The sequence below is a fragment of the Cupriavidus sp. SIMBA_020 genome (assembly GCF_046535395.1).
Lineage (GTDB): Bacteria > Pseudomonadota > Gammaproteobacteria > Burkholderiales > Burkholderiaceae > Cupriavidus > Cupriavidus campinensis.
On sequence record NZ_JAWRWU010000008.1, the window covers coordinates 145,658 to 170,204 of the forward strand.

Here is a 24,547-nt window from a genome sequence, read left to right on the forward strand (position 1 = left end):
GGGATCGATGGAGGCCATTCTATCGGCAGGACAACTTAGGACAAGTTGGATACCATCGGCAAAACAGATGGATTGATGCCAATCGGGCGCCGATCCAGCTTCGATGTGACGGAAGGAGTACCCCATGAGCCTGTCCCTGGACCAGCTGCAAGCCTTCGTGGCCGCCGCCGAGAGCGGTTCGTTCTCGGGCGCGGCGCGCAAGCTCGGCAAGGCGCAGTCGGTAATCAGCGCGGCGGTGGCCAACCTGGAGATCGACCTCGGCAACGCGCTGTTCGACCGCACCGCGCGCTACCCGGTACTGACCCCGGCCGGCGAGCGCCTGCTGGTGGAGGCACGCGTGATCCTGGAGCGCTGCGAGCATTTCCGGGGCGTGGCGATGAGCCTGGGCGAGGGCGTGGAGTCGCGCCTGACGCTGGCCGTGGACGAGCTGTACCCCGAAGAAGTGCTCGGCGTGCTGCTGGACGAGTTCTCGCAACGCTTTCCCGCCGTGGAGCTGGAGCTGCTGTTCCCGCTGATGGAGGACGTCAGCCGGCTGGTGATGAGCCAGTGCGCGGACCTCGGCATCATGTGGCGGCAGGAGGTGCTGCCGCCCGAGCTGGCCTTCCACGCGCTGGGCTGGGTACCGATGCCGGTGATCTGCGCGCCCGACCATCCACTGGCCGCCCATGCGCAGGTCGATTTCGAGGAGTTGAAGCGCCATCGCCAGCTGATGGTGGCCACGCGCAGCGACAGCGAGGAGAAGAAGCGGCTGCGCGTGGCGGCCGAGGTCTGGTGGGTGGAGAGCCAGTGGGTGATTGTCGAACTGGTCAAGCGGCGGCTGGGCTGGGCCTTCGTGCCGTGGCACATCGCCGCGAGTTCGCCGGCGGCGGCCACGCTGGTATCGCCCCGGCTGGCCTTCCAGGACCAGGACTGGCCCGTGGCGATGGAACTGGTCTGGCACAAGCAGCGGTCGCTCGGCAAGGCCGCGACGTGGCTGCGCGAACGCGTGAGGCGGCAGCCGTTGCCGGCGGCGCCGGCGCGATAGGACATTTGCACGCGAATGCAAACGCCGAAATCGGATGGATCTGACCGTCCGCAAGAAATATCGCAATTGAGTGAAATCGCAAATACGGCACGGCATCCGCCCGTATATAACCGACAGCATTTCCACGTCGGGAGGTTTCGATGCGAGTCGCTGTGTTGTCGTATGCGCGCGCCGCCATGCTTGCGGCCATGGTGTTACTGATGGGCATGGCGGGCCCGGCGGGTGCGGTGCCGCCCAGCTTTGTCTATCGCGGCACCGCTACCCTGAGTCCGGACGAGGTATTTGCCCACGGCATTCCCAACGCCGGCACCAATGACGATCTCTATGATCACGTGAACGGCGGATCCTGCTCGCGTGGGGATACCGCCTTCGTCCCCACCTCGGCATCGGAGACCTTTGCCTACGAACGTGCGATGTATGCGCTGATCACGAATCCCGCGGCGACGTTCTATGTGTACCGCATCCGCGCGGCCGGCAACTTCTATAGCGCGGATGCGTCGCTGCGCGCCGCGTACCGCGCCACGGGCGACCAGCGCTATCTCTCCACCGCGAATCACTTCCAGCATCAGGAAGAATGGCTGGCCTTTCATGGCGTGCAAGCCAATCAGGTCGAGTCTGTCGTGGCCTACCGGCGCAACGCACAGACGCTCCAGATCGAGCAGGTCGAATCGCGCAGGAATCCCAACTACATTGCCGCCAACACCCGGGGCAACGAGGCGATCTTTGTGGCCCGGCCACCCCGGGGAAATATTCGCGTTCTCCGGCCCTCCTTCCGTTATTCGCACGTGTCCGCGTGCTTTGGCTGCTTTCCCCAGCAACGCAGCGCGCGGTCCGTCGACGGGGCCAGTACGGCGCAGTGCGAGTTCTTCTCGGTGCCGATCAACGACAAGAAGGTCACGGTGATCGACCCGATTGTCGGCGACAGGACCCAGCGCTTCGTGCCCTGGACGACCAGGAACACCAAGCGCAATGCGGCAACGACCACGGGGCCGGCGGCGTGCGTGATCACGCCGGGATCCCCATTGACGGTGGATTGCAGCCGCTTTCGCCATGCCGACAAGTTCTCGGTTGCCCTGCGTGCGGGGGGAAGCGCGAACACGTGGGTTGACACATCGTTCAGCGGCGGCGATGTGTTGACGGGGTGGGCGCGCACGAGCGGGCAGATTCCGGTATCGAACACGACCCGCACGCTGGGCAGCTATGGCTATTCCACTTCCACCGTATTCAGCGGCTTCGACAAGAGCTGGTGGTCCGAGGTGACCGTGATGCCCGTGTACCCCAGGCTGCCGAAGAATCCCGTGCCAATCTGCCTGTATCGCGGTAACGGTTTTCAGGATCGTCTGGACTGTGTACCGGCCGGGGGCGAATGGCCGACCATGCAAGGCGCGGCGAATGACGCGACATCCTCGATCGACGCGCCAGCCGGTCAGCGATATCAAGTGTGCGAGCACTTCGAATTCAAGGGACGCTGCAGTTTCCTTATCGGACGCGCAGACACTGTCGATCTGAATCGTATTGGCATGAACTCGACCATTTCCAGTATCCGCGTCTGCCGCAAGCCGGTGCCGAACACCTGGAGGGCACCCCCTGACAACCGGGGCGTCATTGGCGACATCTATGCCTACGACAATCCCAGCACCGGCGCGCGCGAGTACTTCAGGCTGAACAAGACCACCTACGGCCAGTTTTACCCGGGGTGGATCTCTCACGCAGAGGAATGGACGCGTCTGCCCGGCTACCAGGAATGCTAGTCAGTCGATTGGGCCGATCCGGTCGATCGGGTCGATTGGGCCGATTGGGTCGATGAGAGGGCGGACACCGGCGGCTGCGCCGCCTCGGCACTCGGGTCATGCCAGCCGCCGCCCAGCGCCGCGATCAGCGTGACGGCCGCCGTGTACTGGCGGCCCGTGATCGACAGCGCCGTGCGTTCCGCCGTATAGGCGGCGGTCTGCGCGGTCAGCACATCGAGCAGCCCGGCCGTACCGGCCTTGTAGCGGTTGTTGACCAGCGCCAGCGCCTCGCGCGCGGAGCGCAGGGCATCGTTCTGCACGGTGGCTTCCTGCCCCAGCAGCCGCGCGGCGGCGAGGTTGTCTTCCACCTCCTGGAATGCGCCCAGCACGGTCTGGCGGTAGTTGGCCACGGTCTGGTCGTAGGCCGCCACGGCCTGGGCCTTGGCCGCGCCGCGCAGGCCGCCGTCGAACACGGTGCCGGCCAGCCCGGCGCCCACCGACCACACGCGGTCCGGCAAGGACAGCCAGCGCGCCAGCGTGCCCGCCGTCAGCCCACCCGTGGCCGACAGCGACAGCGTGGGGTAGTACGCCGCCTGCGCCACGCCGATATCGGCATTGGCCGAGGCCATGCGCCGCTCTGCCGCCGCGATATCGGGCCGGCGCTCCAGCAGCGTGGAGGGCACGGCCACCGGCACGTTGGGAATCGCATCGTCCACTTCCACCACGGCCATGGTCAGGTCCGCCGGCGGCTTGCCAACCAGCACCGCGATGGCGTGTTCCAGCTGCGCGCGCGTGATCTGGATGTCGATCTGCTGCGCCTGCGCGCTCTTCAGCTGGGTTTCCGACTGCAGCACGTCTGAGCGCTGCGCCGTGCCGGCCTGGTACTGGTTGCGCACCAGCAGCAGCGACTTCTCGTAGTCGGCCACGGTGCGGTCGAGCAGCGCGCGCTGCGAATCGGCAATGCGCAGCAGGAAGTAGCTCTGCGCCAGCGTGGCCTGCGTGGAGAGCAGCGTGGCGGCCAGGTCGGCCTGGCTGGCCTGCGCGCCGGCCTGGGCGCTTTCCACCTGACGGCGGATGCGGCCCCAGACGTCGATCTCCCAACTGGCGGACAGCGTGGCGTTCTGGCCATTGGTGATACGGCCGCCGGTGCTGCTGGCGCCGCGCGAGAGGCCGGCGGACGCACCGATCACCGGGAAGAAGCCCGCGCGCGCGGCCTGCAGCGAGGCGGTGGCCTGCCGGTACTGCGCCTCGGCCGCCTTGATGTTCTGGTTCGAGATCTGCACCTGCGCCATCAGGTCGTCCAGCGCCGGGTCGCCGAACACGCGCCACCAGTCGGCGCGCGCCGTGGCGTCCTGCGGCTCGGCAGTCTTCCAGTCGCCGGTCCAGGCCGGCATGGCCTCGCTGGCCTCCTTGAACGCCTTGGGGACGGGCGCATCGGGGCGCTGGTAGTCGGGGCCGACGGCGCAGCCGGCCAGGACCAAGCAAGCGAGGGCGATGGCGGAGGCGCCTCGCAGCGAAAGAGGGCGGTTCATCTTCATCATGGATGTCAGGATTCCAGCCGCGGCGCGGCGTCCGGGCGTTGGCCGTGGCGCTGGCGGCGGGTGCGCCAGGCCTGCACGCGCAGGCGCCAGCGGTCGAGCGTGAGGTAGACCACGGGCGTGGTGTAGAGCGTCAGCAACTGGCTCACCACCAGGCCGCCGACAATCGAGATGCCCAGCGGCGCGCGCAGCTCGGCGCCGTCGCCCCGGCCGATGGCCAGCGGCACCGCGCCCAGCAGCGCGGCCATGGTCGTCATCAGGATCGGCCGGAAGCGCAGCAGGCAGGCGCGATAGATCGCCTCGCGCGGGCTCATGCCCTCATTGCGCTCGGCGTCGATGGCGAAGTCGATCATCATGATCGCGTTCTTCTTGACGATGCCGATCAGCAGGATCACGCCGATCAGCGCGATGATGCTGAACTCCGTCTTGAACAGCAGCAACGCCAGCAGCGCGCCCACCCCGGCCGACGGCAGCGTGGACAGGATGGTCAGCGGGTGCACGTAGCTCTCGTACAGGATGCCGAGCACGATGTAGATGGTGATCAGCGCGGCCAGGATCAGGTACGGCTGGCTCTTGAGCGAGTCCTGGAACGCCTTGGCGCCGCCCTGGAAGTTGGCCTGGAGCGTCTCGGGGGCGCCGATCCTGGCCAGCGCGTCGCGGATGGCGTCGGTGGCCTCCGACAGCGAGAACCCCTCGGCCAGATTGAACGAGATGGTGGAGGCGGCGAACTGGCCCTGGTGGTTCACGCCGAGCGGCGTGCTGGTCGGCGTGACGCGCGCGAAGGCCGAGAGCGGTACCTGCCGGCCGTTGCCGGTGACCACGTAGATGTCCTGCAGCGCATGCGGCCCCTGGAGGTACTCCGGGCTCAGCTCCATCACCACGCGGTACTGGTTCAGCGGGTGGTAGATCGTCGAGACCAGCCGCTGGCCGAAGGCGTCGTTGAGCACGGCATCCACCTGCTGGGCGGTGACGCCGAGCTTGGAGGCGGTGTCCCGGTCGATGATCACCGAGGTCTGCAGGCCCTTGTCGTTGGTATCGGTATCCACATCCTCGATCCCCTTGATGTTCGAGATCGCCGCGCGCACCTTGGGCTCCCAGGTGCGCAGCGTCTCCAGGTCGTCGGACTGCAAGGTGAACTGGTACTGCGAACTGCTCTGGCGGCCGCCCACGCGGATGTCCTGCACCGATTGCAGGTAGAGGTTGGCGCCGGGCTCCTTGGCCAGCTTCAGGCGCAGCCGGGCGATGATGGCGTCGGCGGACTCCTTGCGCTCGTTCAGCGGCTTCAGCGTCACGAACATCTGGCCGGTGTTGCGCTGCGAGCCCCCGGTGAAGCCGGTGACGTTGACCACCGCCGGGTCGGACTGGACGATCTTGATGAAGTTGTCGAGCTTGCCGCGCATGGCCTGGAACGAGGTGGCCTGATCCGCGCGGATGAAGCCGATCAGCCGGCCGGTGTCCTGCTGCGGGAAGAAGCCCTTTGGCACGATCACGTAGAGCCAGACGTTCAGCGCCATGGTGGCCAGCAGGATCACCCAGACCAGCTTGCCGTGCCGCAGCGCCAGGTCCAGCGAGCGCGCGTAGCGGTCGTGCAGCCAGTTGAACACGCGCTCGCTGGCCTGGTAGAAGCGGCCCTGGCTGGCCTTCTGCTCGTCCACGGGGCGCAGCAGCCGCGCGCACATCATGGGGGTAGTGGTCAGCGACACCACCAGCGAGACCAGGATGGCCACCGACAGCGTGATGGCGAACTCCTGGAACAGCCGGCCCACGATGCCGCCCATCATCAGCAGCGGGATGAACACGGCGATCAGCGACAGGCTCATCGACAGCACCGTGAAGCCCACCTCGCGCGCACCGCGCAGGGCGGCCGCACGCGGCTTCATGCCGTTCTCGATATGGCGCGAGATGTTCTCCAGCACCACGATGGCGTCATCGACCACGAAGCCGGTGGCAATCGTCAGCGCCATCAGCGACAGGTTGTTGAGCGAGAACCCGCACAGGTACATCACCGCGAACGTGCCGACCAGCGACACCGGCACGGCCACGCTCGGGATCAGCGTGGCGCGCACGTTGCGCAGGAACAGGAACACCACCATGATCACCAGCGCCACCGAGATCATCAGCGTGTGCTCCACCTCGCGCAGGGAGGCGCGGATGGTGGGCGTGCGGTCCATCATCACGTCCATCGAGATGCTGGCCGGGATCATCTTGCGCAGCTGCGGCAGCATCTCGTTGACGCGGTCCACGGTCTCGATGATGTTGGCGCCGGGCGAGCGGTTCAGCACCAGCAGCACCGACGGCTTGCCGTTGGCCGAACCGGCATTGCGGATGTCTTGCACGGAATCCACCACGCTGGCCACGTCCTGGAGGCGGATCGGCACCGCGAAGGCGTTGGGGCCGGCGGCAGCGCTGTTGCCGCCCGTGGCGCCCGAGCTGACGGTGGTGGTGCCGCTGCTGGTGGTGATGGTGGTGGTGGTGATCCCGTTGACGGTCTTGGTGCTCACCCCGCCGCCGGCCGTGGCGTTGGCCGTGCTGGCGATCAGCGCGCCGGCCGAGGCGGACGAAAACGTGCCCGGCGTGGCGTAGCGCACGATCAGCGGCATGTAGTCCTTGGCCGTCATCGCCTGGTCGTTGGCGTAGACCTGCCAGTTGTTGACGTTGTTCTCGAGCACGCCGAGCGGGCGGTTGGCGTTGGTGGCCGAGATCGTGTTGCGCACGTCCTCGAGCGAGATGCCGTACTTGTTCAGCGCCGTGGGGTTCAGCTCCACCCGCACCGCCGGCAGCGAGGCGCCGCCAATCGTCACCTGGCCCACGCCCTCCACCTGCGACAGCTTCTGGGAGAGGATGGTGGAGGCGGCGTCGTAGAGCTGGCCGCGCGTCATGGTGGGCGAGGTCAGCCCGATGATCATGATCGGCGCGTCGGCCGGGTTGACCTTGCGATAGGTCGGATTGTTCGGCAGGCTGGTCGGCAGCGTGCCGCGCGAGGCGTTGATGGCCGCCTGCACGTCCCGCGCGGCGCCGTCGATGTCGCGCGAGAGGTCGAACTGGAGCGTCACGCGCGTGGAGCCCAGCGAGCTGCTGGAGGTGATCTCCGTCACGCCGGCGATGGTGCCCAGCGCGCGTTCCAGCGGCGTGGCCACGGTGGCCGCCATGGTCTCGGGGCTGGCGCCGGGCAGCGACGCCGAGACCGAGATGGTCGGAAAGTCCACCTGCGGCAGCGGCGAGACCGGCAGCAGCCGGAACGCCGCGAGGCCCGCCAGCAGGATGCCGATGGTCAGCAGCGCGGTGGCAACCGGGCGTTGGATGAAGGCGGCCGACAGGTTCATCAGGCGTGCGGCTCCTGCGGGGTTGCGTTCGGGTTCGGGTTCGGGTTCGGATGCGGATGCGGGCGATGCACGCCGTCCTCGTCGTCGCCACCCTCGTCAGGGTCGCCAAAGCGGCGCTTGCGCCACCCCTTGAGCCGCGTCGCCACGCGGTCGAACGCCAGGTAGATCACCGGCGTGGTGAACAGCGTGAGCACCTGGCTGACCAGCAGGCCGCCGACCATCGTCACGCCAAGCGGCCGGCGCAGCTCGGAGCCGATGCCCGTGCCCAGCATCATCGGCAGCGCGGCCAGCAGGGCGGCCATGGTCGTCATCAGGATCGGGCGGAAGCGCAGCAGGCAGGCCTGGAAGATGGCGTCGCGCGGCGTCATGCCGCCCTCGCGCTCGGCCTCGAGCGCGAAGTCGATCATCATGATGGCGTTCTTCTTGACGATGCCGATCAGCAGGATGATGCCGATGATGGCAATGATGCCGATGTCCTGCCCCGAGACCAGCAGCGCCAGTAGCGCCCCCACGCCGGCCGAGGGCAGGGTGGAGAGGATGGTCACCGGGTGGATCGTGCTCTCGTAGAGCACGCCCAGCACGATGTACATCGTGATGACGGCGGCCAGGATCAGCCACAGCGTGTTGGAGAGGGAGGCGCGGAAGGCCAGCGCGGCGCCCTGGAACTCGGTCACCATCGAGATCGGCAGGTTCAGCTCTTTTTCGATCTGCGTGATCTTGTCCACCGCGGCGCCCAGGGACTCGCCCGGGGCCAGGTTGAACGAGACCGTCGCGGCCGGGAACTGGCCCTGGTGGTTGACCACCAGCTGGCCGGTGCGCTCGCTGATGCGGGCGATGGCGCCCAGCGGCACCTGCCCGCCCGACGACGACGGCAGGCGCAGCTCGGCCAGCGACTGCGGGCTGGTGCGGAACTGCGGCATGGTCTCCAGCACCACGCGGTACTGGCTGGACTGCGTGAAGATGGTCGATACCAGCCGCTGGCCGAACGCGCTATAGAGTGCGCTGTCGATCACGGCGGTGGTGATGCCGAAACGCGCGGCGGCATCGCGGTCGATGTCCACATAGGCGCGCAGGCCGTTGTTCTGCTGGTCGCTCGCCACGTCGCGCAGCTCGGGTTCCTGGCGCAGCCGCTCCACCAGCCTGGGCACCCATTCGGCCAGCGTGGCCGGGTCCGGGTCTTCCACGGTGAACTGGTACTGCGTGCGCGAGACGCGGTCCTCGATGGTCAGGTCCTGCACCGGCTGGGTGTAGAGCGAGACGCCGCCCAGCTGCTGCACGGCGTCCTGGAGCCGCTGGGTGACCACCGTCATGCTGTCCCGGTCGGCCTTGGGCTTGAGGTTGATCAGCATGCGCCCGGCGTTGAGCGTGGTGTTGGTGCCATCCACGCCGATGAACGACGAGACGCTGGCCACGGCCGGGTCCTGCATGATCACCTTCTGCACGGCCTCCTGCTTGCGGCCCATCGCCGCGAACGAGGTGGTCTGCGAGGCTTCGGTGATGGCCTGGATCACCCCGGTGTCCTGCACCGGGAAGAAGCCCTTCGGCACCAGCATATAGAGCAGGCCGGTCAGCACCAGCGTGGCCACGGCCACCACCAGCGTGGCGGTCTGGCGGTTCAGCACCCACTCCAGCGCCTGGCCGTAACGGTGGATCACGTTGTCGAAGAAGCGGCCCGTGGCGCGGTGGAAGCGCGGCAGTTCCTCCTCGGGCACGTGGCGCAGCAGGCGCGCGCACATCATCGGCGTCAGCGTCAGCGACACCACGGCCGAGATCAGGATCGACACCGCCAGCGTGATGGCGAACTCGCGGAACAGCCGGCCCACCACATCGCCCATGAACAGCAGCGGGATCAGCACGGCCACCAGCGAGAAGGTCAGCGAGATGATGGTGAAGCCGATCTGCTTCGACCCCTTGAGGGCCGCCGCCATCGGGGAATCGCCTTCCTCGATGTAGCGCATGATGTTCTCGATCATCACGATGGCGTCATCCACCACGAAGCCGGTGGCGATGGTCAGCGCCATCAGCGTCAGGTTGTTGATCGAGAAACCGGCCATGTACATCACGCCGAAGGTGCCCACCAGCGAGAGCGGCACCGCCACGCCCGGGATGATGGTGGCCGGGATGTTGCGCAGGAAGACGAAGATCACCATCACCACCAGCGCGATGGCCAGCAGCAGCTCGAACTGCACATCCTTGACCGAGGCGCGGATGGTGGTGGTGCGGTCGGTCAGAAGCTGCACGTGCACCGAGGCCGGCAGCGACGCCTGCAACTGCGGCAGCAGCGTCTTGATGCGGTCCACCACCTCGATCACATTGGCGCCGGGCTGGCGCTGGATGTTCAGCACGATGGCGGGCTTGCTGTTGGCCCAGGCGGCCAGCCGGCTGTTCTCGGGGCCGTCGACGATGTCGGCCACGTCGGTGATGCGGATCGGCGCGCCGTTCTGGTAGCCGATGATGATCTGGCGGTATTCGTCGGCGGAGCGGAGCTGGTCGTTGGCGTCGATGGTGGAGGCGCGCGCGGGGCCGTCGAAGCTGCCCTTGGCGCCGTTCACGTTGGCGCTGCCGATGGCGGTGCGCAGGTCGTCGATCGACATGCCGAGCGCGGCCAGCGCGGTAGGGTTGGCCTGGATGCGCACCGCGGGACGCTGCCCGCCGCTGATGGTGACCAGCCCCACGCCCTGGATCTGCGAGATCTTGGCGCCCACGCGGGTGTCCACCATGTCCTGCAGCTTGGGCAGGGGCAGGGTGTCCGAGGTCATCGCCAGCGTCATGATCGGCGCATCGGCCGGGTTGACCTTGCTGTAGACCGGCGGCATGGGCAGGTCAGACGGCAGCAGGTTGCCGCCCGCGTTGATGGCGGCCTGCACCTGCTGCTCGGCCACGTCCAGCGACAGCGACAGCTCGAACTGGAGCGTGATGACCGACGCACCGCCCGAGGACGACGACGACATCTGCTTGAGCCCCGGCATCTGGCCGAACTGGCGCTCCAGCGGCGCGGTGACCGAGGAGGTCATCACGTCCGGGCTGGCGCCGGGGTAGAGCGTGGTGACCTGGATGGTCGGGTAATCCACCTCCGGCAGCGCGGACAGCGGCAGCAGCCGGTACGCCACCAGCCCGGACAGCAGGATGGCCAGCATCAGCAGTGCCGTGGCCACCGGCCGTTCGATAAAGATGCGTGAGGGATTCATGCCGTCTCGGGTGCGTCGCCGTGCTTACTGCTGCGGCCGTTGGCCGACGGTGCCGGTGGGGTTGGCCGGCGTGTTGGTGGTCGGGTTCGGGTTGGTGTCGGTGTCACGAGGACGGCGGGCGGCAGCGCCGGAGGCGCCCATTGCCCCACCGGCGCCGGCGGCATCGCTGGCCCCGGCGTGTGCCCCGCTGGCCCCGCCATGGCGCCGGCCACGACCGCGTGGCGAACTGGCCGGCGTGGTGGCGGCGGCACGCGCGGCCGGGTCCACGGCTTCCACGATCATGCCCTCCTTGAGGCGGTCGGCGCCGTCCACGACTACGCGCTGGCCCGGCTCCAGCCCTTTCAAGACGGCGGTCTGGGCGCCGTCGGTCGGCCCCAGCGTGACCACCTGCACCTTCACCTGGCTGTCATCGCCCACCACGTAGACGAAGGTGCCCTGCTGGCCCCGCTGGATGGCGGCCACGGGGATCACGGTGGCGTCCACCAGCGTGTCCACGCGCGTGCGCACGTTCACGAACTGGTTCGGGAACAGCATGCCGTCCGCATTGGGGAAGATCGCCTTGAGCTTGACGGTGCCCGTGGTGGTGTCGATCTGGTTGTCGGTGGTCAGCAGCGTGCCTTCGCCCAGCTGGTTGCGCACCTGGCGGTCCCACGCCTGCACCGGCAGCTTTTCGCCGGCGTTGAGCTTCTTCAGCACGGCCGGCAGGTTGTCCTCGGGAATCGTGTAGAGCACGGCAATCGGCTGGATCTGGGTGATCAGCGCGATGCCGTTGGTGTCGCTGGTGTTGACGATGTTGCCCGGGTCCACCTGGCGCAGGCCGATGCGGCCCGAGGTGGGCGCCACGATCCGGGTATAGCCGAGCTGGATGCGCGCGTTATCCACATTGCCCTGGTCGGTCTTCACGGTGCCCTCGAACTGGCGCACCAGCGCGTCCTGGGTATCCACCTGCTGCCTGGAGATGGAGTCCTGCGCCAGCAGCGTCTTGTAGCGCTGCTGGTCCAGCCGGGCGTTCTGGAGCAGCGCCTGGTCCCGCGCGAGCTGTCCCGCGGCCTGGTCGAGCGCGGCCTGGAACGGACGCGGGTCGATCTCCGCCAGCACGTCGCCGGCCTTGACCATCTGGCCTTCCTTGAACAGCACCTTCAGCAGCGGGCCCGAGACCTGGGCGCGCACGGTGACGTTGGTCACTGGCGTCACGTTGCCCAGGCCGTTGAGCACCACGTCCATATCGCGCCGGATTACCGTATTGACCACCACCGGAGAGCGCGGCTGCGCGCCGGGGCCCCCCGGACCTCCCGGGCCCCCCGGGCCCATCCGGCGGCCCGCGCCGGGGCCGCTGGCGCCGCCGGTGGCCGCGCCGGCCTCCTGCGCGGCCTGCCGGTGGCTGTGCCAGTACCAGCCGATGCCGGCCAGCACGACGATGACAGCCACGGCGATCCAGGTGCGGCGGCGGGCCGGGCGGGGAGGGCGAGGCGGGCGCGGCGGGGCGGGCGGCGGGGCGGGTGGAAGAGATTGACCTTGTTCGGGGCTGGACATAGACCGGGAATCCTGGGGACGGCACGACGATGGGCGTACCTACGGGCTTGCTCGGCATAGGGGGCATTCGGCCCCCTATGGCGGCGAAGTTGCAGCAGTATGCCGCATCAGGCGGGCACCGCTGCGGTGCGATGGCCTGAAGGATAATGTGCCGCCGCCATCCCACCTATTTCGTGGCTGCCCGCTTTTATTACATCGGATTACGATGGCGCTGGGTGTAACCTCCGGAAACAAAACGGTCGGGGCAAATCGCCATGTGGCGCCGCCGGTCTGACTATCATGTGGCTATGCGAACGAACCAGCCTACCCAGATCCTCGTCGTCGACGACGATCCCGAACTGCGCGACCTCCTGCGCGAATACCTGACCAGCCAGGGCTTTGCCGTCTCGGTCCTGCACGATGGCGACGGCCTCCACGCCCGCCTCGAGCGCGAGCGGCCGGCGCTGATCGTGCTCGACCTGATGATGCCGAAGGTGGACGGCCTGACCGCGCTGCGCAACCTGCGCGCCAAGAACGACGACATCCCGGTGATCCTGCTCACTGCGCGCAGCGACGAGATCGACCGCATCGTCGGGCTCGAAATCGGCGCGGACGACTACCTCGGCAAGCCGTTCTCGCCGCGCGAGCTGCTGGCGCGCATCAACGCGGTGCTGCGGCGCAAGCTGGCGCGCCCGGCCGCCGCGCCCGAGGACCGCGAGTCGGTGGCGTTCGGGCCGTTCCGGGTCAATTTCCGGCTGCGCACGCTGCTGCGCAGCGACCAGGCGGTGCAGATCAGCGATACCGAGTTCGCGCTGCTCAAGCTGCTGCTGTCGCACCCGCTGGAAGTGCTCTCGCGCGAACGCATCGTCGAGCTGATGTATGGCAGTTCCAGCGGCATCAGCGACCGCGGCATCGACGTGCAGATCTGGCGCCTGCGCCGCCTGCTCGACGAAGACGCGCAGCGTCCGCGCTATATCCAGACCGTACGGGGCCGGGGCTACACCTTCGTGCCTGACGAAGCCGAGGACAGCATTCCGCAATGAAGCTGAGGATCGACACCCTGTTCGGCCGCATGGCGCTGCTGATCGCGGCCGTGCTGTTCATCAGCCATTTCTCGTGGCTGGCCATCCTGCGCATGGACCGCCGGCAGCAGCAGATTGACTATTCGGTCGAGCAGATGATGTTCCAGCTGCAGAGCATCGAGCGCGCGCTCGACGCGAAGCCGCCGGTGGCGCTGCCGAGCCTGATCGAGGTGGCCGACACCGCCGCGGCTGACGAGCATTCGGCCGAGCCGGCGCCGGGCCGCCCGCGCCGGCTGGTGGAGCAGTTCGTGCGCCAGTTGCCCGCCGGCACGCAGATCCGGCTTGAGGACGAGACCACGCCACGCCTCTGGATCAAGCTGCCCACGCGCGCGCAGTGGATCGCCATGCCGATCCTGTTCGTGCACAATCCGCCGCCCGACAACCGCATGCTGCCCGGCGTGGTGCTGGTGGTGGGGGTGGCGATCGTCTTCGCGCTGCTGATTGCGTGGCAGATCCAGCGCCCGGTGCGCGACATGGCCGAAGCCGCCGAGCAGCTTTCCCGCCAGCACGCGGTCAAGCCGCTGCGCGAGCGCGGGCCGCATGAGCTGCGCCAGTTGATCGTGCGTTTCAATCGGATGGTGGCGGACCTCGCGCGCATCGACCAGGAGCGCAACACCATGCTGGCCGGCATCGCCCATGACCTGAAGACGCCGCTGGCGCGGCTGCGGTTGCGCGCCGAGATGCTGTCCGACCCCAAGGCGGCCGCCGGCGTGACCCGCGACGTGGACTCCATGGCGGCGATCGTCGAGCAGTTCCTCAGCTTCGCCCAGAGCAGCGAGCCGACTGCCCGCCCGGTGCCGGTGGACAAGCGCATCGGCGAACTGGCGTTGTCGCTGCAGGAGCAGGACCGTACCGTGGTGCTGGAGTTGGCCGCCGGCGAGGGCTTCCGGATGATCGCCACCCAGCTCGACCGCATCATCGGCAACCTCGTCGATAACGCCTATGCCTATGGCGCGCCGCCCGTCTGCGTGGCGACGGCGCGGGCGCCGGATGGCTGGCGGCTGACGGTGGAAGACCAGGGACCCGGGATTCCGGAAGAGGCCATGGAGCGCGTGACGCTGCCGTTCGTGCGGCTGGACCCGGCGCGCGGCGGCAATGCCCACTCGGGGCTCGGGCTGGCCATTGTGGACCGCCTGGTGCGGCAGGCCGGCGGGCGGCTGACGCTGCTCAACCGGCCCGACGGCGGCCTGCGCGTGGAGATGGTGTTCCCGTTCGCGGCGCTGGCACAGGCCGCGTAGGCAGACCTAGACCTTCTTCTTCTCGCCGATCCGGCTTTCCTTGCCGGCCAGCAGCTTGGCGATGTTCTGGCGATGGCGCACCACCAGCAGTACGCTGATCACGAAGACCGCGCCGGTGATGATGTCCACGCCGAACATCAGCACGTAGAAGAACGGGGCGAAGATGGCCGATATCAGCGCGGCCAGCGACGAATAGCGGAAGAAGAACGCGATGATCAGCCATGTGGCCAGCGTGCCGGCGCCCAGCAGCGGATGGATCGCGAACAGGATGCCGGCGGCCGTGGCCACGCCCTTGCCACCCGCGAAGCGGTGGAACACCGGGAACAGGTGGCCCAGGAACACGCCCAGCGCCGCCAGCGCCACGCCCGAGTCCTCCAGCCCGTAGCCCGGGCCGAAGTGCCGGGCCAGCCAGACCGCGAACCAGCCCTTCAGGCCATCGCCAATCAGCGTCAGGATGGCCGCCTTCTTGTTGCCCGTGCGCAGCACGTTGGTGGCGCCGGGGTTGCCCGAGCCGTAGCTGTGCGGGTCCGGCAGACCCATGAGCTTGCTGACCACGACGGCAAAGGACACCGACCCGATCAGGTAGGCGACGACGGCGAATAGCAGGTTGACCATTGCAGGGGAATCTTTTTGGGGGTTTCAGGCTGGCGCGATTGTAGCGCGCCCGCTCGCCTCAGTCAGTGAGGCAGCATTCAGTCCCGGCTCAGTCCCGACTCAGTCCGATTTCAGTCCGGCAGCGCGCACTCGACCGGCCTGGCATCCAGCAGCCGGGTCAGCACCTCCGGCGCGATGCTGACCAGATAGCCGCGCCGCCCACCGTTGATATAGATCCGCTCCAGCGCCAGCACGCCCGCCTCCACATAGACCGGCATCCGCTTTTTGGTGCCGAACGGCGACGTGCCGCCGACCATGAAGCCGCTGTGGCGCTGCGCCACCTCGGGCTTGCACGGCTGCACGCTCTTGCAGCCAATCTGTCGCGCGAGGTTCTTGGTCGAGACCGAGCAGTCGCCGTGCATCAGCACGATCAGCGGCTGCGCGCGTTCGTCCTCCATGACCAGGGTCTTGACCACGTCGTGCTCGGGCACGCCGAGCTGGCGGGCAGACTCGCCGGTGCCGCCGTGGTCGACATATTCATAGGGATGCTCGCCGAAATCCACGCCATGCCGGCGCAGCATCTGCGTGGCGGGGGTCTCGGAGATATGTTTCGCTTTGCTCATGAGGCGCGGCGCGGCTGGGGGCTAGCCGCGCGGATGGTGGTGGAGATGCAGCTCGCGCAGGCGCTCGCGCGCCACGTGCGTGTAGATCTGCGTGGTGGAGATATCGGCATGGCCCAGCAGCAGCTGCACCACGCGCAGGTCGGCGCCATGGTTCAGCAGGTGCGTGGCGAACGCGTGCCGCAGCGTATGTGGCGAAAGCGGCGCATGGATACCGCCCTCGCGCGCGTGTTTCTTGATCAGGTGCCAGAAGGTCTGGCGCGTCATGCCCTCGCCGCGCTGGGTGACGAACAGCGCGTCGCAGGCGCGGCCGGCCAGCAGCGCGGGGCGCGACTCGGCCAGGTAGCGGCGCAGCCAGTCCCCGGCCTGCGCGCCGAACGGCACCAGCCGCTCCTTGTTGCCCTTGCCGCCCACGATGCGCGCCACGCCCTCGTTCAGGCCGATTTCCACGGTCTTCATGCTGGTCAGCTCGGACACCCGCAGCCCGCTCGCATACATCAGTTCGAGCATGGTGCGGTCCCGCAGGCCCAGCGGCGTGGCGGTATCGGGGGTTTCGAGCAGCGCCTCGACCTGGGCTTCGGTGAGCGTCTTCGGAAAGCGTGGCGGCTGCTTGGCGGGGCGCAGCAGCAGGCACGGATCGGCCTGGATCATGTGCTCGCGCAGCGCCCACTGGTAGAAGCGGCGGAATACCGTGAGCCGCCGGTTGGCCGACGAGGCACGCGTCTCCAGGTGGCGCGCGGCGAAGTAGGCGGACAGCAGGGTGTCATCCACTCCCAGCAGCTTGCCGTGGGCGGCGCCGTGGAGCCAGCGCGCCAGCAGGGCCAGGTCGCGGCGATAGGCGTCGATGGTGTTGCGCGACAGGCCGTCTTCCAGCCACAGCGCGTCGCAGAATCGGTCCACCAGCGCGAGATCGGCGCTGGGATCGGTGCCGGCCGGCGCCTCGGCGTGCACAACCTCGCTCATAGCAGCATCGCGCCCTCGTGGCGCAGCAGCCAGCGTTTCACGCCGAGGTGGAAGCCTTCCTCGCCATGATGGGCGAAGCCCCCGAGCCCGTTGGCGGCCACCACGCGGTGGCAGGGAATGACCACCGGAAACCAGTTCTGCCCGCACGCCTGCCCCACGGCGCGCGGCATGCTCTGCAGGCTTTTGGCGATGGTGCCGTAGGTGGTCAGGCCGCCACGCGGCACGGCCGAGATGGCGTCCCAGACCTTGCGCTGGAACGCGGTGCCGCGGTGGGCCAGCGGCAGGTCGAACACGGTGTCGGGGTCGGCGTAGTAGGCGTCCAGCTGCGCGGCCACGCGGCGCGCGAGGGCGCTGGCCGGGGCGATCAGGTCGAAGCTGTCGGGCAGGTAGACGATTTCGTGGACGTGCTCGCCATCGGCACGCACGCCGATCTTGCCGAAAGGCGCGGGCAGGACGGCATCGAAGCGGTGGGACATGGCTGGCGGACGGCTGGGGTGATGACCCCGGATTTTATGCCGATTTCCAACCACTGGCTCCCCTCCCCCTTGGGGCGAGGGGAGCCAGCCTCAAGCGGCTTACTGCTCCAGCTTGATGTTCTGCACCTTCACAAGCGTCTTCATCTTGTCGAATTCCTTCTTGATCTCGGCGGCGTGCTGGGCCGGGGTGTTGCCCGACGGCTCGGCGCCGGCCGTGCGCAGGCGCTGGACGAAGTCCTTGTCCTGCAGCGCCTTGACGGCGGCCGCGTTCAGCTTGGCGATCACGTCGTCCGGCGTGCCGGCGGGCGCCACCAGGCCGTACCAGGCCGGGTCATTCGGCTCCTTCAGGCCCATTTCGGCGAAGGTCGGCACGTTGGGCAGGCCGTCCACGCGCTTGTCCCACGCCACCACCAGCGCGCGCAGCTTGCCGGCCTTGATGTAGGGCATCGACGACGGCAGGTTGTCCACCATGATCGGCACCTGGCCGGCCAGCACGTCGTTCAGCGCCGGGCCCGCGCCACGGTACGGAATGTGCACCATGAACGTCTTGGTCGAGACCTTGAACTGCTCGCCCAGCATGTGGCCGAAGCCGCAGGTGCCCGACGACGCGTACGAGTACTTGCCCGGGTTGGCCTTCAGCACGGCCAGGAACTCCTTGTAGTCCTTGGCCGGGAAGTTCGGGTTCACGGCGATCACGTTGGCCACGTTGGCCACGTTCGTGATGGGCTTGAAGTCCTTGATCGGGTCGTACGACAGCTTCGGGTTGCAGGCCGGGTTCACGGCCATGGTCGAGACCGTGGAGATGCCGATGGTGTAGCCATCGGGCGGGGCCTTGGCGATGGCGTCGGCGCCGATCGAACCACCCCCGCCAGCGCGGTTTTCCACCACCACGGGCTGGCCGAGGATGCGGCTCATCTGGTCGGCCACGCCACGGCCCACGATATCGGTGGTGCCGCCCGGCGCGAACGGAATGATCAGGCGGATCGGCTTGGTGGGAAAGCTTTGCGCGTGGGCCACGGAGGCGACCGAGGCGATGGCGGCAACGGCCAGGGTCAGTGCGGTTTTACGAGCGTGCATGAGAAGAGAGTCTCCCGTTCTGAAAGCCGGACGGATCGCGCCCGGCAAGGTCATAAAACGCCGGCGAGCGGTGCGCCGGCGGCGTTGCGGATTCAGCCGCCCAGCAGGCCGCGCTTGAGCTCGCGGTCCACCGGATGCTCGCCCAGGAAGATGCGCAGCACCGCCTGGTAGAAGTCCTCGCCCGGGATCGGCCGCCCGCGCGGGATGCCGTTGACGGCCACCACGGTGCCGCTGTCGGGAGCGTAGTCGAAGTTGATGACATCGCCCCGGCGTGCCGTGCCGACCAGGGTCATGTTCTGTTCGAGCTGGGTGAGGCGGTCGGCCAGCAGCTTCAGCTGCGGCTCAGAGTGGTTCTCGCGCAGGCCCGAGTTCAGCGCCCTGACGAAGGCATCGGACTCCACCTCGCGCAGCGGGCGGATCTGCAGCCGCTTGGGCCCGTGCGTGCCCAGCGCCACGGCGGCGTTGCGCGCGCGCTCGGGCAGGTACAGCCCGGCCGCGTAGCCCTTGATGACGAACACCGCGCGCAGCCCGGCGCCGTTCAGCTGCAACTCCTTGCCGCCGACGCGTGTGGCGTCATCGAAGCGCACCCCCTCGATCTCCATCGCCATGGCATGCGTGGAGATGGCCGACAGCGGCGACAACAGCCCCACGGCCACGGCCAGTGCGGCGGCATGTCTGCGCAGAGCGGTGGATCGGCGGGCGGGGACCTTCATGGGTGCGGCGGGCAAGACGAGATTTGGCATGCCATCTTGCCGGAGTTCTGGAACAATACCCATCCGTATCTGCCCTAGTCTGCACATTTGACCGTGCCTGCCGTGAGGGTCCCCCGCCCGCGTTCCCGGCTGCCGCATGCGTCACAAGGGTGGTCTGTTGTGCATAAAAAAACTAAAGAGACATGTCTTCAGCACTGCTGCTGGTGCCGGACTTCAGCCTGATCCTGATCGGCTGGCTGCTGGTCCGCTACACGCCGTTCGACCGCGCGTTCTGGTCCGGCGTGGAACGCCTGGTCTACTTCGTCCTGTTCCCGGCGTTGCTGTTGCAATCCACCAACAGTGCCAGGTTCGATTTCTCCTCCACCTCGGCCATGCTCGGGCTGGCGCTGGCCACCACGGCGTTCGGCGTGGTCACGGGTTACCTCGTCAAGTACGTGCTGCGGCCGGCCCCGCTGGACTTCGCCTCGGGGCTCCAGACCGCGTTCCGCTTCAATTCCTATATCGGGCTGGCCCTGGCGTCGCGGCTGGGCGGCAGCGAGGGGCTGGCGCTGATGGCGCTGGTCGTCGGCGTGACCGTGCCGCTGTGCAACGTGGTGGCGGTGTGGGCGCTGGCGCGGCACGGGGAGTCGCGGCTGCTGCGCGAACTGGCGCGCAATCCGCTGATCCTGGCCACGGCGGGCGGGTTGATCACCAACCTGCTCGGCCTGCATCCGCCCGAAGTGGTGGCGATGACGCTCAACCGGCTCGGCTCGGCCTCCACGGCACTGGGGCTGATGACGGTGGGCGCGGGGCTGCAGATGCGCGTCGCCACGGGCACCGTCGGCCCGGTGGTGTGGTGGTGCGGCGTGAAGCTGCTGGCGATGCCGGCCTTCGCGTGGCTGGCCGGACGCTACCTGCCGCTGACGGTGCTCCAGTACCAGATCGTGGTGCTGTTCGCCTCGCTGCCCACGGCGTCGAGCGCGTACATCCTCGCCGTGCGCATGGGCGGCAACGGGCCGATGGTGGCGGCGACGATCTCGCTGATGACCATTGCTGCCATCGTCACCACGCCGTTCTGGCTGGCGCTGGTCAGCTAGCGGAAGTCGGGGAGGGGTCCTGGGCCAGTGCCCAGTCGATATGCTCGCGCACCAGTGGCGTGGCGGTGTCCTGCCGGCCCCGCAGCGCGGCGCGGATGCGCCCGGCCAGCGCCGGATCGGTGCCGGACGCCGCGCGCAGGCTGTTGCCCAGCCCCACGGCGAGGTTGCGCAGCCAGCGTTCATGGCCGATGCGGCGGATCGGGCTGCCTTCCAGCCGCTGGTTGAACTCGGCCTCGGTCCAGTCGAACAGGTCGACCATGTCGGGCGCGTCGAAGCCGTTGCGCACGTCGAAGTCGGGCAGCGTGGCCCGGTGCGCGAACTTGTTCCACGGGCAGGCCAGCTGGCAGTCGTCACAGCCATAGACGCGGTTGCCCATCGGCGCGCGGAATTCCTCGGGAATCGGCCCCTTGTGCTCGATGGTCAGGTAAGAAATACAACGCCGGGCGTCGAGCCGGTACGGCTCCAGAATGGCGGCCGTGGGGCAGATATCGATGCAGCGGCGGCAGTTGCCGCAGTGGGGGGTCTCGGGGGCATCGGCGGGCAGGGGCAGGTCGACCAGGATTTCGCCGAGGAAGAACATCGAGCCGCCGTCGCGGTCCAGCAGCAGCGTGTGCTTGCCGCGCCAGCCCAGCCCGCCCTGGCTGGCCAGCGCCACCTCCATCACCGGCGCGGAATCGGTGAACACGCGGTAGCCGAACGGGCCAATGGCCTGTTCGATGCGCGCCGCCAGCTGCTGGAGCCGGTTGCGCAGCACCTTGTGATAGTCGCGGCCGCGGGCGTAGAGCGAGAGCACGGCCGTGGAAGGATCGTCGAGCCGCGCGAGTTCGTGCCCGCGCCAGTCGTCGGGGCCCTTGTCGGCCCCGCCAGCAGGCAGATAGGGCATGCGGGCGACGATGGCCCGCACCGTGCCCGGCACCAGTTCGGCCGGCCGGGCGCGCCGGGTGCCGTGGTTGGCCATATAATCCATGTCGCCGTGGTAGCCCGCCTGCAACCACGCCAACAGGCCCGCCTCCGCGTGGCGCAGATCGACGTCGGCGATGCGGATTGCATCGAAGCCAAGCGCCGCGCCCCAGGCACGCATGGACTGCGCCAGGGCGGCCAGATCCGGTGGCGCCTGTGGCGAGATTTCAGTGGGGGCGGGTGCTGCGACATCGATCATTCCTGAATTGTACGCAATGCCCCTGCTCGAAGAACGCATCCTGACGCTGCCGGACGAGGCCGCCACCGCACGGTTCGGCGCCGCGCTGGCTGTCGCGGTGCAGGCCATGCCGCCGCGCACGGTGCATGTGCAGCTCTCGGGCGACCTGGGCGCGGGCAAGACCACGCTCTCGCGCGCGGTGCTGCGCGCGCTGGGCCACGCCGGCAAGGTCCGCAGCCCCACCTACACGCTGTGCGAGCCCTACGAGGTGACCCGCGCCGATGGCTCGCCGCTCACCGTCTACCACTTCGACCTGTACCGCTTCGCGGACCCCGAGGAGTGGATCGACGCCGGATTCCGCGACTGTTTCGCCGAGCCGGCGTTCAATCTCGTCGAATGGCCGGAAAAGGCGGGCCGCCTGCTTGGGGAACCGGACCTCCACGTGTTGCTCCAATCGGACATCCGCGCGCTGGAATCCGCCGCGGGCGCCGATCCGGAAGGCGCCGATCCCCGCATGGCCACGCTGCGGGCCTATACTCCCACTGGACTTATCCTGCTGAACGCATGCTGATCAAGCGACTCGCCACCGACCGACCCGATGGACCCGACGGACTGCTGCAGGCCCGGCGCAAGTGGATGGCGCAGGCTGCGCGGCTGGGCGCCGGCACGGTGGTGCTGACCCTCGTCGGCCCGCAGATCGCGCGCGGCGCCGGCATCGTGGCCGTGCGCGTCTGGCCCGCCGAGGATTACACGCGCGTGACCATCGAGTCCGATGCGCCGCTGGCCGCGCAGCACCAGATGATCCGCAGCCCGGACCGTCTGGTGGTGGATATCGACGGCCTCGACCTCTCGCCCACGCTGCGCGAGCTGGTGGCCAAGATCAGCACCAACGACCCCTATATCCAGACCGTGCGCGTGGGCCAGAACCGGCCGCGCGTGGTGCGGATGGTGTTCGACCTCAAGGAAGACGTCTCGCCGCAGGTGTTCACGCTGGCCCCGATCGGCAGCTACCGCAACCGGCTCGTGTTCGATCTCTACCCGGTGAATCCGCCCGATCCGCTCTGGAAGCTGGTGCGCGATACCGAGGACAAGCAGCGCCGCTTCGCCCAGAACCCGCCGCCGGCAGGCAGCGAGGGCGTGGCCGGCGCGCCGCCCGGGGCCGAGGAAGATGCGATTGGCGCGCTGGTGCGCAAGTTCGATGACAAGGACCAGCTGCCGCCCGCCACCACGGCGCCGCCGCCCGCTGTCGCGCAGGTGAGGCCCAAGCCTTCGTCCCCTTCCGCCCCCTCGGCGCCGCCGGTGCCGCCGCCGATGGCCCAGACCAATGTGCCGCCGCCCAGCCAGTTCAAGATGCGCCGCCTGCTGACCGTGGCCCTGGACCCCGGCCACGGCGGCGAGGACCCCGGCGCCATTGGCGCGGCCGGCTCGCGCGAGAAGGACGTGGTGCTCCAGATCGCGCACCGGCTGCGCGCCAAGATCGACGCCCAGCCCAATATGCGCGCGATGATGACGCGCGACTCGGACTTCTTCGTGCCGCTGAACGTGCGCGTGCAGAAGGCGCGGCGCGTGCAGGCCGACCTGTTCGTGTCGATCCACGCCGATGCCTTCCTGTCGCCCGAGGCGCGCGGGGCGTCCGTGTTCGCGCTGTCCGAGCGGGGTGCGTCCAGTTCGGCCGCCCGTTGGCTCGCCAACAAGGAAAACAACGCCGACCTGATCGGCGGGACCAATATGGGCAACAAGGATGCCCAGGTGGCGCGCGTGCTGCTGGACCTCTCCACCACGGCGCAGATCAACGACAGCATGCAGGTCGGCAAGGCCGTGCTGGGCGAGATCGGCGGCATCAACAAGCTGCACAAGGGCAGCGTGGAGCAGGCCGGGTTTGCCGTGCTCAAGGCCCCGGACATTCCGTCGATCCTGATCGAAACCGCTTTCATCAGCAACCCGGAAGAGGAGCGCAAGCTCAACGACGACGCGCACCAGGAGCAGCTGGCCAACGCCATCCTGCGCGGCATCAAGGCGTACTTCGCGAAGAACCCGCCGTTGGCGAAGAATCCGTCGGTGTAAGCCTTTTCGTACTGGTCCGAAAACAAAAAGCGGCGCCCGAGGGCGCCGCTTTTGTCATGCGGAAGAGGCTTACGCGCGAGCCGTGCCGCGCGCCTCCGGGGCGTCGTTGCGGCTGGCGTAGCGGCCGGCGATCACCGAGCAGACGATCAGTTGCAGCTGGTGGTAGACCATCAGCGGCAGCACCAGCAGGCCCAGCGCGGGATGGCCCGCGAACAGGATCTTGGCCATCGGGATGCCGTTCGCCAGGCTCTTCTTCGAGCCGCAGAACACCGCGGTGATCTCGTCTTCCACCGAGAAACCCAGGCGACGCGCAACGAAGGTGGTGGCGCCGAGCACCACGATCAGCAGGATCGCCGCGATACCCATCACCGCGCCGATGGTCTGCCAGTGGTACTGGTGCCACAGGCCGGCGGCCGTGGCATCGCAGAACGACGAATAAACGATCAGCACGATCACGCCACGGTCGATCTTGCTGGTGATCTGCTTCTTCCTGGCCAGCCAGTTGCCGATCAGCGGACGGGCCAGCTGGCCCAGCGCGAACGGCAGCAGCAGTTGCAGCGCCACGCCGGTCAGCGCGCGGCCCAGCGGCATGTTGCCGGTGCCCGAGGCGCTGATCACCAGGCCCATCAGCAGTGGCGTGAGCGCCATGCCGATCAGGCCCGAGATGGTGGCGTTGAAGATGGCGCCCGGCACGTTGCCGCGCGCCATCGACGTCATGGCCACCGACGAGGACACCGTGGACGGCAGCACGCACAGGAAGAACACGCCGAGCAGCAGGTCTGCCGGCAGCTTGTCGCGCAGCGCGAACATCAGCACCACGCCCACCACCGGGAACACCACGTAGGTGAACGCCTGGACGAACACGTGCAGGCGCCAGTGACGCGCGCCGGCCACGAGCTTGTCGCGCGAGAGCGCTGCGCCGTGCAGGAAAAACACCAGCGCGACGCCAAGGTTGGTGACAATGCCAAGGTGCAGCGGACCGTCGCCGGTGCCGACCTCGGGGGCGATCAGCGCCACCGCAATCGCGGTCAGCATGATCAGGACGAAGCCGTCGATCAGGTCGTAGAGCTTTTTGAAGGGAGTGAGGATGGCGGACATTGGGGATAGTGCCTAAGGGTTTCCGCTTGGTATTGGACGCGAACGGCGTCTAGAATGCAAATTCATTTATCGTATTGATTCATCTGATCGTTG

19 protein-coding genes are annotated in these 24,547 nt (G+C 68.2%); 7 read left to right on the forward strand and 12 right to left on the reverse strand.

The window, feature by feature from the left end:
• Positions 1-124: 124 nt before the first annotated feature.
• Both SB751_RS17165 and SB751_RS17170 read left to right on the forward strand, forming a co-directional pair.
• Positions 125-1,024, forward strand: coding sequence for a LysR family transcriptional regulator (locus SB751_RS17165; protein ID WP_144197303.1), 900 nt, complete (start codon positions 125-127; stop codon positions 1,022-1,024).
• A gap of 140 nt (positions 1,025-1,164) precedes the next feature.
• Positions 1,165-2,775 carry a hypothetical protein gene (locus tag SB751_RS17170; RefSeq protein ID WP_144197304.1) on the forward strand — a complete coding sequence of 537 codons (1,611 nt, stop codon included), beginning with the start codon at positions 1,165-1,167 and terminating at the stop codon, positions 2,773-2,775.
• Here SB751_RS17170 and SB751_RS17175 read toward each other — a convergent pair.
• Genes SB751_RS17175 through SB751_RS17190 form a run of 4 tightly spaced genes read right to left on the reverse strand, consistent with a single transcriptional unit; the run spans position 2,772 to position 12,336 of the window.
• A complete protein-coding gene (locus SB751_RS17175) occupies positions 2,772-4,295 on the reverse strand; it encodes an efflux transporter outer membrane subunit (RefSeq protein ID WP_211943633.1) in 1,524 nt (507 codons plus the stop codon). The genes SB751_RS17170 and SB751_RS17175 overlap by 4 nt on opposite strands.
• A gap of 5 nt (positions 4,296-4,300) precedes the next feature.
• Positions 4,301-7,615, reverse strand: coding sequence for an efflux RND transporter permease subunit (locus SB751_RS17180; protein ID WP_144197306.1), 3,315 nt, complete (start codon positions 7,613-7,615; stop codon positions 4,301-4,303).
• A complete protein-coding gene (locus SB751_RS17185) occupies positions 7,615-10,803 on the reverse strand; it encodes an MdtB/MuxB family multidrug efflux RND transporter permease subunit (protein ID WP_246118940.1) in 3,189 nt (1,062 codons plus the stop codon). The genes SB751_RS17180 and SB751_RS17185 overlap by 1 nt, the downstream gene beginning before the upstream one ends.
• A gap of 24 nt (positions 10,804-10,827) precedes the next feature.
• Entirely contained in the window at positions 10,828-12,336 is a 1,509-nt protein-coding gene (locus SB751_RS17190) for an MdtA/MuxA family multidrug efflux RND transporter periplasmic adaptor subunit (protein ID WP_410748244.1), read from the reverse strand.
• A 287-nt stretch (positions 12,337-12,623) separates the two neighbouring features.
• On the opposite strand from SB751_RS17190, the gene SB751_RS17195 reads away from it, so the two are divergent.
• Together SB751_RS17195 and SB751_RS17200 are read left to right on the forward strand one after the other, a co-directional pair.
• Complete coding sequence (locus tag SB751_RS17195) at positions 12,624-13,358, forward strand: response regulator (RefSeq protein WP_144197308.1); 735 nt, start codon at positions 12,624-12,626, stop codon at positions 13,356-13,358.
• Complete coding sequence (locus SB751_RS17200) at positions 13,355-14,635, forward strand: ATP-binding protein (RefSeq protein WP_144197309.1); 1,281 nt, start codon at positions 13,355-13,357, stop codon at positions 14,633-14,635. The genes SB751_RS17195 and SB751_RS17200 overlap by 4 nt, the downstream gene beginning before the upstream one ends.
• Before the next feature lie 6 nt (positions 14,636-14,641).
• Here SB751_RS17200 and plsY read toward each other — a convergent pair whose 3' ends face one another.
• The 6 genes from plsY to SB751_RS17230 form a co-directional block, all read right to left on the reverse strand.
• Complete coding sequence (gene plsY, locus SB751_RS17205; RefSeq protein ID WP_144197310.1) at positions 14,642-15,250, reverse strand: glycerol-3-phosphate 1-O-acyltransferase PlsY; 609 nt, start codon at positions 15,248-15,250, stop codon at positions 14,642-14,644.
• A gap of 110 nt (positions 15,251-15,360) precedes the next feature.
• Entirely contained in the window at positions 15,361-15,852 is a 492-nt protein-coding gene (locus tag SB751_RS17210; protein ID WP_144197311.1) for an aminoacyl-tRNA deacylase, read from the reverse strand.
• A 21-nt stretch (positions 15,853-15,873) separates the two neighbouring features.
• Positions 15,874-16,812: a site-specific tyrosine recombinase XerD gene (xerD, locus tag SB751_RS17215; protein WP_144197312.1), complete on the reverse strand. Its 939-nt coding sequence runs from the start codon at positions 16,810-16,812 to the stop codon at positions 15,874-15,876.
• Entirely contained in the window at positions 16,809-17,288 is a 480-nt protein-coding gene (locus SB751_RS17220) for a methylated-DNA--[protein]-cysteine S-methyltransferase (RefSeq protein ID WP_211944082.1), read from the reverse strand. The genes xerD and SB751_RS17220 overlap by 4 nt, the downstream gene beginning before the upstream one ends.
• A gap of 99 nt (positions 17,289-17,387) precedes the next feature.
• Complete coding sequence (locus tag SB751_RS17225; RefSeq protein WP_144197314.1) at positions 17,388-18,365, reverse strand: tripartite tricarboxylate transporter substrate binding protein BugE; 978 nt, start codon at positions 18,363-18,365, stop codon at positions 17,388-17,390.
• A 92-nt stretch (positions 18,366-18,457) separates the two neighbouring features.
• A complete protein-coding gene (locus tag SB751_RS17230; protein WP_244845077.1) occupies positions 18,458-19,078 on the reverse strand; it encodes a chalcone isomerase family protein in 621 nt (206 codons plus the stop codon).
• A gap of 182 nt (positions 19,079-19,260) precedes the next feature.
• On the opposite strand from SB751_RS17230, the gene SB751_RS17235 reads away from it, so the two are divergent.
• Positions 19,261-20,154 (forward strand): AEC family transporter, encoded by an 894-nt coding sequence (locus SB751_RS17235; protein ID WP_144197316.1) that lies wholly within the window; start codon positions 19,261-19,263, stop codon positions 20,152-20,154.
• Here the strand turns inward: SB751_RS17235 and queG are convergent.
• On the reverse strand, positions 20,147-21,313 hold the full coding sequence (gene queG / locus SB751_RS17240; RefSeq protein ID WP_246118941.1) for a tRNA epoxyqueuosine(34) reductase QueG: 1,167 nt from the start codon (positions 21,311-21,313) through the stop codon (positions 20,147-20,149). The genes SB751_RS17235 and queG overlap by 8 nt on opposite strands.
• A 16-nt stretch (positions 21,314-21,329) precedes the next feature.
• On the opposite strand from queG, the gene tsaE reads away from it, so the two are divergent.
• A complete protein-coding gene (gene tsaE, locus SB751_RS17245; RefSeq protein ID WP_144197318.1) occupies positions 21,330-21,863 on the forward strand; it encodes a tRNA (adenosine(37)-N6)-threonylcarbamoyltransferase complex ATPase subunit type 1 TsaE in 534 nt (177 codons plus the stop codon).
• Positions 21,857-23,356 carry an N-acetylmuramoyl-L-alanine amidase gene (locus SB751_RS17250; RefSeq protein WP_144197319.1) on the forward strand — a complete coding sequence of 500 codons (1,500 nt, stop codon included), beginning with the start codon at positions 21,857-21,859 and terminating at the stop codon, positions 23,354-23,356. Before tsaE ends, SB751_RS17250 begins: the two co-directional genes overlap by 7 nt.
• Positions 23,357-23,425: 69 nt before the next feature.
• On the opposite strand, the gene SB751_RS17255 is transcribed toward SB751_RS17250, so the two are convergent.
• Entirely contained in the window at positions 23,426-24,454 is a 1,029-nt protein-coding gene (locus SB751_RS17255) for a bile acid:sodium symporter family protein (RefSeq protein WP_144197320.1), read from the reverse strand.
• Positions 24,455-24,547 lie beyond the last annotated feature (93 nt).